This is a genomic window from Stenotrophomonas sp. Steno-Z2 (assembly GCF_056393235.1).
Window position 1 is genome coordinate 150,881 of sequence record NZ_JBWJOY010000004.1, and the last position, 13,699, is coordinate 164,579.

The 13,699-nt window shown below is 69.9% G+C and carries 11 protein-coding genes and 1 tRNA gene; 7 read left to right on the plus strand and 5 right to left on the minus strand.

The genetic code is table 11. The features are described from left to right. Positions 1–93 precede the first annotated feature (93 nt). Positions 94–2,400 carry a GH92 family glycosyl hydrolase gene (locus AC06FP_RS11305; protein WP_478075622.1) on the plus strand — a complete coding sequence of 769 codons (2,307 nt, stop codon included), beginning with the start codon at positions 94–96 and terminating at the stop codon, positions 2,398–2,400. A gap of 65 nt (positions 2,401–2,465) precedes the next feature. Beyond that, positions 2,466–2,541: transfer RNA gene (locus tag AC06FP_RS11310), tRNA-Ile, on the plus strand. 33 nt (positions 2,542–2,574) lie between these two features. Here the strand turns inward: AC06FP_RS11310 and AC06FP_RS11315 are convergent. After that, positions 2,575–3,738, minus strand: coding sequence for a zinc-dependent alcohol dehydrogenase (locus AC06FP_RS11315; RefSeq protein ID WP_478075556.1), 1,164 nt, complete (start codon positions 3,736–3,738; stop codon positions 2,575–2,577). 217 nt (positions 3,739–3,955) lie between these two features. On the opposite strand from AC06FP_RS11315, the gene AC06FP_RS11320 reads away from it, so the two are divergent. Beyond that, on the plus strand, positions 3,956–4,462 hold the full coding sequence (locus tag AC06FP_RS11320; RefSeq protein WP_478075557.1) for a YciE/YciF ferroxidase family protein: 507 nt from the start codon (positions 3,956–3,958) through the stop codon (positions 4,460–4,462). 94 nt (positions 4,463–4,556) lie between these two features. Here the strand turns inward: AC06FP_RS11320 and AC06FP_RS11325 are convergent, their stop codons facing one another. Further along, positions 4,557–4,844: a hypothetical protein gene (locus AC06FP_RS11325; RefSeq protein WP_456117962.1), complete on the minus strand. Its 288-nt coding sequence runs from the start codon at positions 4,842–4,844 to the stop codon at positions 4,557–4,559. An 81-nt stretch (positions 4,845–4,925) separates the two neighbouring features. Beyond that, positions 4,926–5,447 carry a BON domain-containing protein gene (locus AC06FP_RS11330; protein ID WP_478075558.1) on the minus strand — a complete coding sequence of 174 codons (522 nt, stop codon included), beginning with the start codon at positions 5,445–5,447 and terminating at the stop codon, positions 4,926–4,928. A gap of 353 nt (positions 5,448–5,800) precedes the next feature. On the opposite strand from AC06FP_RS11330, the gene AC06FP_RS11335 reads away from it, so the two are divergent. Then, positions 5,801–5,953, plus strand: coding sequence for a hypothetical protein (locus AC06FP_RS11335; protein ID WP_456117964.1), 153 nt, complete (start codon positions 5,801–5,803; stop codon positions 5,951–5,953). Positions 5,954–6,024: 71 nt separating this feature from the next. Continuing rightward, a complete protein-coding gene (locus AC06FP_RS11340) occupies positions 6,025–7,917 on the plus strand; it encodes a S9 family peptidase (RefSeq protein WP_478075559.1) in 1,893 nt (630 codons plus the stop codon). A gap of 64 nt (positions 7,918–7,981) precedes the next feature. On the opposite strand, the gene AC06FP_RS11345 is transcribed toward AC06FP_RS11340, so the two are convergent. Continuing rightward, positions 7,982–8,227 carry a hypothetical protein gene (locus tag AC06FP_RS11345; RefSeq protein ID WP_456117966.1) on the minus strand — a complete coding sequence of 82 codons (246 nt, stop codon included), beginning with the start codon at positions 8,225–8,227 and terminating at the stop codon, positions 7,982–7,984. Between the two features lie 738 nt (positions 8,228–8,965). Here AC06FP_RS11345 and AC06FP_RS11350 point away from each other — a divergent pair. Beyond that, positions 8,966–11,647, plus strand: coding sequence for a bifunctional diguanylate cyclase/phosphodiesterase (locus AC06FP_RS11350; RefSeq protein WP_478075560.1), 2,682 nt, complete (start codon positions 8,966–8,968; stop codon positions 11,645–11,647). 8 nt (positions 11,648–11,655) lie between these two features. Here the strand turns inward: AC06FP_RS11350 and AC06FP_RS11355 are convergent, their stop codons facing one another. Then, positions 11,656–12,498: a class I SAM-dependent methyltransferase gene (locus tag AC06FP_RS11355; protein ID WP_478075561.1), complete on the minus strand. Its 843-nt coding sequence runs from the start codon at positions 12,496–12,498 to the stop codon at positions 11,656–11,658. Positions 12,499–12,682: 184 nt separating this feature from the next. Between AC06FP_RS11355 and AC06FP_RS11360 the strand changes: the two genes are divergently transcribed. Next, on the plus strand, positions 12,683–13,612 hold the full coding sequence (locus AC06FP_RS11360) for a hypothetical protein (protein ID WP_478075562.1): 930 nt from the start codon (positions 12,683–12,685) through the stop codon (positions 13,610–13,612). The last annotated feature ends 87 nt before the right edge of the window (positions 13,613–13,699 follow it).

Here is a 13,699-nt window from a genome sequence, read left to right on the forward strand (position 1 = left end):
CGCCCCCGGCGGCGATGCTGATGGTATTTTCGACGCCTGCATTGGATCGGTCCAAAGGGGCGGGCGATGGCGGTCGGACAGGCGAAGTGGGCGATGGCGCTGGTGCTGCTGGCGGGCACGGCGATGGCGGGCGAGAGCGTCGGCGAGCGCGCGGTGGCGGCGGTGGATCCGTTCATCGGTACCGGCGGCGAAGGCCACACCTATCCGGGCGCGACGGTGCCGCATGGCATGATCCAGCTCAGCCCCGACACGCAGATCAGGTCGCGCAGGGAAGGCTATGGCTGGGCGGCCGGTTACCGCCACGACGACACCACCATCGTCGGTTTCTCGCATACGCACTTCTCCGGCACCGGCCATTCCGACCTGGGCGACGTGCTGCTGATGCCGATCGCCGGCGAGGTGAAGTACGAGCGCGGCGATGTCGGCAAGCCCGGCAGCGGCTACACCTCGCGCTTCGACCACCGCAGCGAACGCGCCGAGCCGGGGTACTACGCGGTGACGCTGGACGACTACGGCGTGCGCGCCGAACTGACCGCCAGCGCGCGCGTCGGCATGCACCGCTACGCCTTCCCGGCGGGCCAGCCGGCGCACGTGCTGATCGACCTGCGCACCAGCATGTACGACTACCCGGGCAAGATCCTGTGGTCGCGCCTGCGGCTGCGCGCGGACGGCACCGTGACCGGCTTCCGCGAAACGCGCGGCTGGGCGCCCGGCCGCCAGCTGTATTTCGCCATGCGCTTCTCGCGGCCGGTCAGCGGGCATGCCTTCCACGACACCGAGACCGACGTGGTCTACCGCGGCTTCCCGCCGCCGGCGGAAAAGGACCCGGGCGCGCGTGCGCAGATCGAGGGCCGGCAGCTGGTGGGCAGCTTCGATTTCGGCCCCGGAGGCGACGCGCCGCTGCTGGTGAAGGTGTCGATCTCGCCGGTCAGCGAGGACAACGCCATCGCCAACCTCGACGCCGAGGCGCCCGGCTGGGACTTCGACGGCATGCGCGCCGCCGCACGCGCGCAATGGGCGCAGGCCCTGGCGGCGGTGGACGTGGACGCGCCGCCGGCGCAGCGCACCGGCTTCTACACCGCGCTGTACCACAGCATGCTCGGCCCGACGCTGTTCATGGACAGCGATGGCCGCTACCGCGGCCCGGACAACGCCGTGCACCAGGCAAAGGGCTGGACTCACTACTCGACCTTCTCGCTGTGGGACACCTACCGCGCGCTGCATCCGCTGATGACCCTGCTGCAGCCACCGCAGCGCAGCAGCGACATGGTCAACTCGCTGCTGGCCGCGCGCCGCGAAAGCCCCTACGGCATCCTGCCGGTGTGGTCGTTCCACGGCCTGGAGACGTGGTGCATGATCGGCTACCACGGCGTGCCGGTGATCGCCGACGCCTACATGAAGGGCATCCGCGGCTTCGATGCCGACGAAGCGCTGCAGGCGATGGTCGCCAGCGCCAACTACGGCCCCTATGACGGCATCGCGCAGTACCGCGAACTCGGCTGGGTGCCGATCGACGAGGAGGGCGAGGCGGCGAGCAAGACGCTGGAATACGCCTACGACGACTGGAGCATCGCGCGCATGGCCAAGGCGATGGGGCGAGAGGACATCGCCAGGGAATTCGCCGGGCGCGCCGGCAACTGGAAGCACGCCTTCGATCCGTCCACCGGCTTCATGCGCGCGCGCCGGCGCGACGGCAGCTTCCGCGAGCCGTTCGATCCCGCCGCCAGCGGCTATGGCAGCGACTACACCGAGGGCAATGCCTGGCAGTACTCGTGGTACGTGCCGCAGGACGTGGCCGGACTGGCCGCCGCGCACGGCGGCGCCGACCGGCTGCTCGACCGGCTCGACGCCGTATTCGACGCAAAGGTCGACCCGAAGGTGTTCGCGCACATGGAAGACATCACCGGCCTGATCGGCTGGTATGCGCATGGCAACGAACCCAGCCACCACGTCGCCTATCTCTACGCCTACGCCGGCCAGCCCTGGCGCACCCAGGCGCGGCTCAAGCAGATCATGGACACCCAGTACGCGCCGCGCCCGGACGGGCTGGCCGGCAACGACGACCTGGGCCAGATGTCGGCGTGGTACGTGTTCACCGCGCTGGGCTTCTACCCGGTCACGCCGGGCAGCAACGAGTACATCATCGGCCGCCCGTTCCTGCCGCGCGCCACCTTGAACCTGCCCAACGGCAAGCGTTTCAGCATCGTCGCCGACGGCCTGGACGACGCCCACCCCTACATCGGCAGCGCCACCCTCGACGGCAAGCCGCTGCGCCGCGCCTTCCTGCGGCACGAGGAAATCATGGCCGGCGGCGAACTGCGCTTCGCCATGCAGGCCGAACCCAACCGCGAGTGGGGCAGCCACCCGGACGCGAGGCCGTACTCGCAGTCGACGCACTGAGGCGCGGAGCGCGCGCGGGCGGTGGCCGCCCGCGCCGGCCTCCACTACACTTGCGCACCGGCAGCGGGCCTATAGCTCAACGGTTAGAGCAGAGGACTCATAATCCTTTGGTTCCAGGTTCGAATCCTGGTGGGCCCACCACAGCGACTGCCAGGTGCATGGCCGGCGATTGCATCACGGCGTCAGCACCACCTTACGGCATTCGTCCGTGCGCGCGTCGAACATTTCGTAGCCTTTCGCCGCGTCGTCCAGTTTCATGCGGTGCGAAATGATGAGCTCGGGCTGCAGCAGGCCGTTGCCGATGGCTTCGAGCAGTTCGGGCATGTACCGCTGCACGTGGGTCTGGCCCATCCTGAACGTCAGTCCCTTGTCGAAGGCGTCGCCGAACAGGAAGGCGTGGATGAAGCCGGCGTAGACGCCGGGCACGCTGACCGTGCCGCCGCGGCGGGTGGCGGCGATGCACTGGCGCAGCGCCTTGCCGCTGGAGCCTTCCAGTTTCAGCGAGGTCAGCAGCGTTTCGGTGGCGCTGCCCTTGGCCTCGAAGCCGACCGCGTCGATGCTGGCGTCCACGCCGCGGCCATGGGTGGATTCGATGATGGTCGCGGCGGGGTCGTCTTCGTGGTCGAAGTTGATCGGCAGCACGCCATAGGTATCGCGCGCGAATTCGAGGCGGTACGCGTTGTGGTCGACCATGAAGATGGTCTCGGCGCCGAGCATGCGCGCGCAGGCGGCGGCCATGCAGCCGACCGGGCCGGCGCCGAAGATGGCCAGCGTGGAGCCCAGCTGCACGCCGGCGTTCAATACCGCCTGGTAGCCGGTCGGCAGGATGTCGGACAGGAACAGCACCTGTTCGTCGCTCAGCACGTCGGGAATGACCAGCGGGCCGACGTTGGCCTGCGGCACGCGCACCAGTTCGGCCTGGCCGCCGGGGACGCCGCCATAGAGGTGGCTGTACCCGAACAGCGCGGCCGGCGGCCGGATCGTCTTGCTGTTCATGGCCGCGCCCGGCCCGCTGTTGGTGGTCTCGCACGCGGCGTATTCGCGCAGCAGGCAGTGGAAGCACATGCCGCAGGCGATGACGAACGGAACGACCACGCGGTCTCCGGGTTTCACCTGGGTAACACCGGTACCGGCTTCCTCGACGATGCCCATGAACTCGTGGCCGAGGATGTCGCCGTCGCGCATGCCGGGGATCCGGCCGTGGTAGATGTGCAGGTCCGAGCCGCAGATGGCGGTGGCGGTCACCCGCAGGATGATGTCGTCGGCGGCGACGAGGATGGGGTCGGGCACGGACTGGACGCTCACGTTCCTCGAGCCCTGGTAGGTCAGCGCTTTCATGCAGGGTGTTCCCGATGACGATCCGGACCGACACGCTGCACCCGGGCGGGTCAATCGGCCGTGACCTGCGTGGCCGCGCGCATCACATGCGTTTCATCGCCATGACACCCGCGGGCAGGTGCGCCGCGCGTGTGCATGCGGGCTTCGCGTTGCTTCACCTTCTCGCCATCGCGCGGGTCCTAGGGTGCGGCGCACACCAACACCGCAGGAGAAGACGATGGCGATAAAGACGATGGAGGAACTGTTCATCCACGAGCTTTCGGATATCTACAGCGCCGAGAAGCAGTTGACCAAGGCGCTGCCGAAACTGTCCCGCGCCGCTTCCAGCGCCGGCCTGGGCGAGGCCTTCGACATGCACCTGGAGGAAACCCAGGGCCAGATCGAGCGGATCGACCAGATCGTCGAAATCCTCGGCATCCGGCTCAAGCGCATCAAGTGCGCGGCGATGGAAGGGCTGGTGGAGGAAGGCAAGGAAATCATCGACTCGATGGTCGAGGGACCGGTGCGCGACGCCGCGCTGATCGGCGCGGCGCAGAAGGTGGAGCACTACGAGATCGCGTCCTACGGCACGCTGGCGGCCATCGCCAAGCAGCTGGGCTACAAGGACGCGCTGAAGCTGCTGCTCGAAACGCTCGAGGAAGAGCGCATGACCGACGAGAAGCTGACCCGGATCGCCGAAGGCGGCGGCAACCAGCAGGCTGCCCAGGCGGACGAGCGGGGCTGAGCCCTTCGTATTCCGGTACGCAACGTCCGGCCGTCCCGTGGTGATGCGCGGGGCGGCCGTTTTCCATTTCCGCTTTCGCTGCCGGAACCGTGGCTCAGCAAGCGGGATGGCCGGGTTCGATCTGGTCGCGCGCCAGCGCGGTCAGCATCCGTACGTGCTGCTTGGCCCAGCGCGCGCCCCACTGCATCCCGGCGCTGGCCGAGCGGACGGCGATGATCGGCAGCGGGCGCGACGGCTCGTGCAGGTACACCTCCACGATCCAGCCGAGGTTGCGCCTGCAGATTTCCAGCACTCTGACACCCCCAAGGCACAGGCGTTTGCGGTCGGGCTCCTCGATCCAGTGGAAGGGGGGCGGCAGCCGGCTCGGGACGGCCTTGGTCATGGCGTGTTCCTCGTGTGGCACCCGCGGCGTCACGGCTTCATGGTCGCGCCACGGCAGGTGCGGGCCGCGCGATGCGCGGCGTCATTCGCTCCGTTCCACCACGATGTCGTTGCGGATTTCCCGGACGCCTTCGCAGGTGCCGGCGATGTCGCCGGCCAGGTGGCGCAGCCGGGGCCGGGTGACGGTGCCTGTGAGCATAACGATGCCCTCCGTTACCTGGATGTCGATGCGCGAGCCGGCGAATGCGGCATCGGCGGCGAGACGCGTGTTCAGGTCGCGCGCGATCCGCTGGTCGGCGGGTGCGCCTGGCAACGGGTGCGTGGCATCCGTCACCGGTTCATGTGGTTCGGTTCCCGCGCTGCCGCTGCCGCCCTTGTGCGCGGCGCCCGTCGAGGAGCCGGCAAAAGGCGAGGGCGGATTGCGCGAGCGGTCGGCCGGGCCGTAGAGCAGCAGGCCGTGGTAGTCGAGGTCGGGTTTGCGTTCCTGCGATTCGTCCTGTCGTGGGCTGGCGCTGGACGTCGCGTCCTCATGCTGCCCGCCCGAGATCGTGTGGCCCGCCTTTTCTTCGCTCCGCTTGTCGTCACTGCGCCTGTTGCCGTTCATGGGTCCTCCGCATGCGGACGCCCGCCTCCGGTCGCCGGAAGGAGCGTGTGCGGAAAACTGCAGCAAACCACATGCCAGTGCCCGCGCCTCTGCAATCGACAGCCTGGAGGCCGGGTACACCGGCCGATGCCTGCAGTTCGTTCGCGACCGGGCAACTTCTGCACGGCATGGAGCCGGTTGCGATGCACCGGCCGCGCGGTGGTGCAGGCGCGCCTTTGTGCCGCTCCTGCAGGGTGCAGGTGGATCGCGATGCCTTCTGCACAACCCGCGCACATCCATCCACATCCTCCACATAGGCCGCCGCCGACGATGGTGTCGACCGAGGCATCCCGCCTGGGCGACGGAGAAACGAAATGGGCCAGAACCAGAACCAGCGTGAGAACGACCAGAACCGCAATGATCAGAACCGCAACGATCAGAATCGTAACGATCAGAACCGCAATGATCAGAATCGCAACGACCAGAACCAGCAGCAGGAACGCCGCGAAGAGCAGCGCGGCCGCTGAGGCGCGGCAGGGTGGAGAAGGGGCCCGGCATCGGGTCCCTTCTCGTTTCAATGGCCATCAAGGGAGTGACCATGGCATCGCCATCGGTGGACGATCTTTACCTGCATGTTCCGCTTTCATCGCTGGTCGCCGCCGCGCGGCGCTGGGCCTGGGTGGCCAGCCCCGCCAACCGGGACAAGGACGAGGCCGGGTCCGAAATATGGGCGTTCGACCAGGGCAGCGGTGTCCGCCAGATCACCGACGACGGTTACGGCCCCCTTCTCAGCGACGATGGCCTGCGCATCGCCTTCCTCAGATCGGTGGACGGCGCGCCACAGGTGTTCGTTCACGATGATGTCGATGGCGCCATCCACCAGGTCACGCACGGCGTGTCCGGCATCGCGTCCCTCGAACAGTGGGACATGGGTCGCCACCGCTTGCTGGCGCGCATCCGCGACAAGCCCGGTGGCAACCGGGACGAACCGCTGGCCATCAGGCGCCTTCCCTACAAGCAGGACGGGATGGGTGTCCTGGAAGGGACAGTGCAGCTGCATTGCATCGACATGCGCTTGGGCAGGACGGAACCGCTGGTCCGTGGCGATGGCGATGTGCTCGAGGCATGCTGGTCGCCCGACGGCAGGGTGCTGGCCCATATCAGGCGCCGCGGGGGACGCCAGCAGCACTGGATGGACCTGTGGATCCAGCAGGGCGACGAACCCGCACGCCAGGTCACCGATGCACTGCCTTCGCTCAGCGGGTTGAGCTGGGCTCCGGACGGTTCGAGGATCGCGTTCGCCGCCTCGGTGATCGAAGGCGATTCGGTGAGCCACCTGCATCTGTTCACCCTCGCCACCGGCGCGGTCGAAGCCGTGGGCCACATCGAGATGGCGATACCCACCGCCATCCAGTGGGACGTGGCCGGCGAACGCCTGTTGACCCTGGAGGCGTACCGCGGGCTGCAGCGCATCGTCATGGCCGACCTGCACGGCACGGTGACGCCGCTCTGGGAGTGCGCCGGCCGCCAGGCGACGGACATGGCCGCCAGCGACGGCGAGATCGGCTTCCTCGCCATGGGAATCGCCGACGGGCCGGAGTTCCACGTGCGAGATCCGTCGAACGGACACGTCGCCTGCGTCAGCCGCTTCAACGCCTGGCGCGGCGACCGCCCGTCGCTGGACGTGAGGGAGCGGACGTTCCGGGTGCCCGACGGCGAGGGTGGGGGAGAGGACATCCATGGCTGGCTGCTGGTGCCTGGTGGGTCGGGGCCGTTCCCGCTGCTGCTGGACATGCACGGTGGGCCGCACAGCATGGTGTCCTTCGGTTTCGAACACAGCGTGCACTGGCCGCTGCTGCTGCACCGCGGCTGGGCGATCCTGGCGCTGAACAGCGTGGGGTCGAGCAGCTATGGCGACGCCTTCGCCAGCCGGCTGTGCGGCCACTGGGGAGAGCGGGATCTTCCGCAGTGGCAGGCCGCGGTGGAGCAACTGCGCGGCGAGGGCATCGCCGGCACCGGCGTCGCCTGCTTCGGGCATTCCTATGGCGGCTACCTGAGCGCGTGGGCGCTGGCGCACGACCGTTCGCTGATCGCGGGCATCGTGTCCGCCGGCATCATCAATCTCGAATCGCATACCGGCACCTCGGACAGCGGCTATTACGTCGGGCCCTATTCGATGTGCGGCGAACTGGACGAACTGCGCGGGCGCTACCGCGAGCTGTCGCCGATCAGCCATGCCGCCGCCATCCAGGCGCCCACGCTCATCCTGCAGGGGCAGGACGACGAACGCTGCCCGGTCGGGCAGGGGGAGGAACTGCTGGCCGCATTGATCCGCAGGGGCGGCGTCGAGGTGGAGATGCTGCTGTTCCCGGGAGGGTCGCACCAGGTGTCCTCCACGGGCCGGCCCAGCCATCGCACGACGTACTTCCGCAGGCTGGTGGACTGGCTGGAAAGGGCGCGGGCCAGGGCGCCGGGCAATCCGCGCGGCTGAGCCGTGCTGCCCCGGGGACGCATGCATGCGAGGCCAGCGGTGCAGGCGCACCGCTGGCGCGGTGTCAGCTGATGACCAGTACCCAGGACGCATTCGAGCCGCTGAAACGGTAGCGAAGGCCTTCATGGTCGATCTGGCGCGCGAGATTGCCGTGCTCGTCCACCAGGATGTGCAGGTCGACGAGCACGCCGGGGCGTGTATTGGGCCCATGGAAGACCAATGTTTCCAGCGGGACCTGTTCGGTCGCCAGCAGGGTGACGGCGCGCCGCTCCCCGCCTGGTCCCTGCAGGAACATGTTCACTTGTTTCAAGACTGCTCTCCTTGACGATGGCCCCTGTTGTGGCGAACAACACTGCTTCCCTTCCGCGCCGGCGTGGCGCAGCGTCGCCGGGCGATCGCTCCGGAAACAAGCGGAACCTGCGGACGTATTGCCGTTTGCGTACCCGTCTCGGGGACGCGGGACAGACACGGCGTCGCTGCTGCGGGCGCCGGTGACGTGTCCGTGCTGGGCGCGCACCCGCCCGGCACGGGGCGGGGAGATGCCCGTGGAGGTCGGTGCGATGTCTGCTTGCCGAAGTCGGCGGTGGAATGGCCCGGCGCCTGTCAGGTCAGCGCGAGGGTTGCAGGGATGCTTGATCCTGCGTCGAGGTATACACAGGGCGAGGTTAAGAGAAAGGGATGAAGCCGTGGACCGGCTCCCCGGGGCTGCCTGCGGAAGGTTGAAGCAGATCGTGCGTCTGTGCGCTGGCCTCCATGGCCGTGGGGTGCTGCGGCGCGGGGGCGGGCAGCAGAGCGACGACGGGCAGCGCGGCCGGTGTGGGTAGAATCGTGGCGTCCTGGCGGACCCCGCCGGGTCGCTTCGGCGATCGGCGATGGGATGGCGAAGGTCGTTCGTGGTGTGCATTGCCGGAGCGGCTTCCTGCTGCCGGCGAACGGGTGTTCGGATATCGGGCAGGGGGCCGTATGGACGACAGCGGGACGAGGACGGGTGACGCGGATGCAGCGGCAACGGGGCGGGCCACCGTGGTGGTTCCCCGGGGATGTGCGCATGCAGGCTGACGCATCCGTCGAACATGACGGCGCCATGCCGCGCTACATGTCCGCCACGCCGTTGTGGGCGCTGCTGGTGCTCGTGTCGGGCCTGGCGCTCACCGGCTGGATGGCGTTCGGCGAGTGGCAGGGCGAGCGCGACCGGGTGCAGTCCCTGCAGCGTTCGCTGGCCGATGCCGCGCCCGCGCGCCTGCGCGAACCGCTGGCCGGCGCCGCGCTGGGGCTGCGGGCGATGCAGACCGTGCTGCTGGCCGGCACCCCGCACCTGGACCAGGGCACGTTTGACAGCTACCAGCGCAACCTGCGCTCGCAGGAATGGATCCATGGCTATGTGCTGATCGCCTTCGCGCAGCGGCGCGGCGCTGCCGGCAACGATGCGGCGGCCACCTACCGTTACCAGTACGTCGCGCCGCTGGAAGGCAACCAGGTGCTGGTGGGCTTCGACATCGCCCGGCAGCCGGAGAACATGGAGGCGCTGCGGCGTGCGCGCGACGCCGACGCGCCGGCCATGTCCGCGCCGTTCCCGCTGCTGCAGTTCCGCGGCCAGCAGGGAACCAGCGACCTGGGCATCACCGTGCGCCTGCCCGCGTACACGCCGGGCGCGATGCCGGCCACGGTCAACGAACGGCGCGCGCGCGAACTGGGCGCGCTGGCGGTCAGCGTGCGGCTGGAGCCGATGGTCCGCCAGGCGCTGTATGGCCGCATCCTCGACCACATGGACGTGGAGATCCGCGACCTGGGCGCCCTGCCCGCGCATGCGCGGGTGTTCGCCAGCGCGCCGTTGCCGGCCGATGCCGGCGCGGTGCAGGTGCGGCGCATGGAGTTCGGCGGGCGCACCTGGGAGCTGCGCCTGTGGCCGCGCGCGCCGCTGGCGGCGTGGGGGCAGCTGCGCCTGATCGTCATCGGCGGCGGCTCGATCAGCGTGCTGCTGGCCCTGTTCCTGTGGTCGCAGGCGACCCTGCATCGCCGCGCGGTCGAGCTCGCGCGGCGCATGAGCGCCCGCTTCGGTGAAAGCGAAGCGCGCTTCCAGGCGTTGAACGAAATGCTGCCGGCGCTGGTGCTGGTGGCCGACGCCCGCGACGGGCGCATCACCTATGCCAACCGCGCGGCGCGGACGCAGCTGGGCAACGTGGCCGGCGCGCCGCTGGAGGGCCTGTTCGCCGATGCCGCGCAGGCCAGCGCGGCAGTCGCCGCCACCGCCGCGCAGGGGACGTGGAGCAGCCAGGAAGCGTTCGTGGTGCGTGGCGCCGACGCGGCGTTGTGGGTGAATGCATCGCTGGCCCTGCTGGAGATGGACCACGTGCCGCACCTGCTGATGGTGGCCGGCGACACCAGCGCGCAGCGCGAGATGACCGAGCGCCTGCGCTACCAGGCCACGCACGACGAGCTCACCGGGCTGTGCAACCGCCGCGAGTTCGAGCGCTGCCTGCGCCAGGCGCTGCTCGACCGCGGCGACGCCGGCGTCGCGTCGTTCGCGCTGATGTACATCGACCTGGACCAGTTCAAGCTGATCAACGACCTGTCCGGGCATACTGCGGGCGACCAGTTGCTGGTGCAGTTGTCGCAGGCCATGCGCCGCCACATCCGCGACGGCGACCTGCTGGCGCGCCTGGGCGGCGACGAGTTCGGCCTGCTGGCGTCCGGCGTGGACCGGGCGCAGGCCGAGCGCCTGGCCGAGCAGGTGCGCGCCTGCATCGAGCGTTCGACGTTCTGCTGGCTGGGGCGCAGCTACACGGTCAGCGCCAGCATCGGCCTGGTGCTGGTCGACCGGCCCGGCTGCACGTTGAAGGACCTGCTGGCCTGGGCCGACAGCGCCTGCTACCAGGCCAAGGAAGACGGCCGCAACCGCGTCTGCGTGTACCGCGACGATGCCGATGCCACCCGCCGCATGGGCGAAATGGAGTGGGCCAGCCAGCTGCGCCGGGCGCTGGAACAGGACCGCCTGCTGCTGGACTACCAGGAGATCGTGCCGCTGTCGGCCGGCGCCAACCCGGTCACGCGCGTGGAACTGCTGCTGCGCATGCGCGCCGACGATGGCAGCGTGATCGCGCCGGGCGTGTTCATGGTGGCGGCTGAGCGCTACGGGCTGATGCCGGCGGTGGACCGCTGGGTGATCCGCACCGCGCTGGCCAATTTCGCCAGGCTGCACCCCTGCGGCGACCGCCTGCAGAACTGCGCCATCAATCTTTCCGGCGCCAGCCTCGAGGACGAAGGGCTGGCCGATTTCATCCTCGACGCCATCGCCCGCAATGGCGTGCCGCCGCAGCGCCTGTGCCTGGAGATCACCGAGACCGTGGCGGTGCGCGACCTGCTGCGCGTGGTGCGGGTGATCGAGCGGCTGCGCGCGGCCGGCTGCCGCATCGCGCTGGACGATTTCGGCGCCGGCATGGCCTCGTTCGGCTACCTGAAGAATCTGCCGGTGGACGTGATCAAGATCGACGGCAGTTTCGTGCGCGACCTCGGCCGCGACCCGATGAGCCGGACCATCGTCGATGCCGTCACCCGCATCGGCCACCAGCGCGGCGCCAAGGTGGTGGCCGAGTGGGTGGACGACCTGGACACTCTGGACCTGCTGCGCGACCTGGGCGTGGACAGCGCGCAGGGCTTCGTCCTGCATCGGCCGGAGCGGGTGGTGTTCCAGCGCGAGAACCCCGAGCGGCCGGAAGGGCGCGAGGCGTAGCGCGCCGCTCAGGCGCGCACGGCGAATACCCCGTCCAGCTCCGGCCGCGCGCGGAAGCCGGCCTTGGCCAGGCGCGTGGCGACCTCGCGCGGCACGTCGCGGCCGCTGGTGAGTTTGTTGGGGCTGCCGGTGTAGTGGAACAGCTGGCCGCCGCGGCGCAGCACGCGCGCCAGGTGGTCATAGAACGCCTGCGAATACAGCTCGCCGGCGATGCCGAAGCGCGGCGGGTCGTGCAGCACGGCATCGACCGAGGCGTCGGCGATGTCCGCTATGGCCTGCGAGATGTCTGCGTGGGTGAGCGTCAGGCGTCCACCCGCAGCCTCCGACTCCGGGTCCGGCGACCACGGGTTGAGCGTGCGCAGCCACAGCACTTCCGGGCTCTTCTCGAACGAACGCACCGCCGCCACGCCGGCGTCCAGGCAGCAGGCGGCGAAGTAGCCCATGCCGCCGCAGGTGTCGAGCACCTGCTTGCCGCGCGGCGCGACCAGCGCGACCTTGCGGCGCGCGTCCTCCATCGGCGACAGCTGCGCGCTGACCAGCATCTTGATGCCGTCGATCTCGAAGGTCGGCACCCCCCAGTCTGTCGGCACCAGCTTGTACAGCCCGTTGCCGAACCGCGAGGCCGGCGCGAAGTCCTCGCCGTCCCAGTAGTAGACGGTGCGGTCCTTCAGCCGTCCGGGCCAGGGGTAGTCGCTGCCGCGCCATTGCCAGTGGTCCGCGTCCAGCCGCACTTCGTCGTGGCCGCGCCCCAGGTCCAACGAACCTGTCCATGCCGCCCTGCCGCCGCGCTGCGCCTCGCGCATGGCCTCCAGCAGCGGACGAGTGAGCAGGGGGCCGGCGTAATGGGGCATGCGCGGAGCGGCCCCATGGGCCGGTGACGGAAAGGGCGGCCATCGTAACCCGGACGGTGGCAGGCGACGGCGAGCGCGCAGGCGGGCCGTGGAACTCATCGCGCCGCGGCCGGTCTGTTGCTGTCATTGTCTGCACCACGGCGGCCCGGATGCGCCGTGCCGAGATACCCGGTGATGGAGAGGCATGCACGATTCACGTGGTCGCGAACCGTTGTCCCACCGCATCGGCGCCGGCGTGGCGACCGCGGCGATCCTCTGCCTGTTCGCGCGCGTGCTGTCGCAGGTGCCGGAAGCCGATGCCGATGGCCGCATGCAGCGGCTGCAGGTGCGCTGGCTGCCGCGCGTAAGCGATGAAACGCCACGGCCATCGCCAGCGGCGGCGACGCGGCCGGCGCCGCCCGTGGTCCGCGACACCGTGCCACCGGCAGCGGATATCCGGCCGGCGCGGCCGGAGGTCGCCGCGCCTGCCCCGAAGGCACCGGCGGCTTCCGCGGACTGGTCGCGGCGGTTGTACGACCGCCACGGCGAGATCGCCCTGCCCGCGGAACTCGCCGGCGAGGGCCGCACGCGCGCAAACGGCGAACGGGTGTTCGAGCACCGCGACGAACTGGCGACGGGGGTGGGCGAGCGCGCCACCGCCGGCCTGTTCGCGAAGCAGCGGGCAGGGACGAAACAGTCGCGCGTGCAGCGCTGGATCTATGGCGAGGACATCCAGCCGGCGGAAGCGCGGCGTCCGCCCGATGTCGCGTTCAACCCGTCCCTGCACGAACGCGCCTCCGACCTGGGCAGCGAGGCGACCGGCGATGCCTACAAGGCCGCGCCGATCCGCCATGAGCCGCTGCCCGGCCTCGACGGCGAGGCCAGCCGCCGCATCCGCGCCGCCATCGGCGAGCTGGAGCGGCGCTATCCGCGCTGCAGCAGCGACCTGCGCGGCCGCTGGTTCGCCAGCGCGCTGCAGCACCTCGATGCGCTGGAGCGGCTGGAATACCGCTACCGCCACGGCGCCGATCCGGTCGAGGCCGAACACACGCTGCCCTCGGCGGCCGACAGCGCCTATGACCTGGCGCGGCGCGCCTTGTGGGATGCCGAGCGACGCATGAAGACCTGCGGCTGACCGGGCGCGCCAGCGTCCGGCCGCCCAGGTCCGGCCGCGCTGTCGGTGGCGGCCGCGCGCTGTCCACTCCGCCGCCGCCACGGAGGC

Coding starts and splice junctions, on each gene's coding strand:
- AC06FP_RS11325 (WP_456117962.1), bottom strand. CDS start 4,844: ATGACCAAGGCCGTCCCGAGCCGGCTGCCGCCCCCCTTCCACTGGATC.
- AC06FP_RS11340 (WP_478075559.1), top strand. CDS start 6,025: ATGGCATCGCCATCGGTGGACGATCTTTACCTGCATGTTCCGCTTTCA.
- AC06FP_RS11330 (WP_478075558.1), bottom strand. CDS start 5,447: ATGAACGGCAACAGGCGCAGTGACGACAAGCGGAGCGAAGAAAAGGCG.
- AC06FP_RS11305 (WP_478075622.1), top strand. CDS start 94: ATGGCGCTGGTGCTGCTGGCGGGCACGGCGATGGCGGGCGAGAGCGTC.
- AC06FP_RS11350 (WP_478075560.1), top strand. CDS start 8,966: ATGCAGGCTGACGCATCCGTCGAACATGACGGCGCCATGCCGCGCTAC.
- AC06FP_RS11320 (WP_478075557.1), top strand. CDS start 3,956: ATGGCGATAAAGACGATGGAGGAACTGTTCATCCACGAGCTTTCGGAT.
- AC06FP_RS11335 (WP_456117964.1), top strand. CDS start 5,801: ATGGGCCAGAACCAGAACCAGCGTGAGAACGACCAGAACCGCAATGAT.
- AC06FP_RS11360 (WP_478075562.1), top strand. CDS start 12,683: ATGCACGATTCACGTGGTCGCGAACCGTTGTCCCACCGCATCGGCGCC.
- AC06FP_RS11315 (WP_478075556.1), bottom strand. CDS start 3,738: ATGAAAGCGCTGACCTACCAGGGCTCGAGGAACGTGAGCGTCCAGTCC.
- AC06FP_RS11355 (WP_478075561.1), bottom strand. CDS start 12,498: ATGCCCCATTACGCCGGCCCCCTGCTCACTCGTCCGCTGCTGGAGGCC.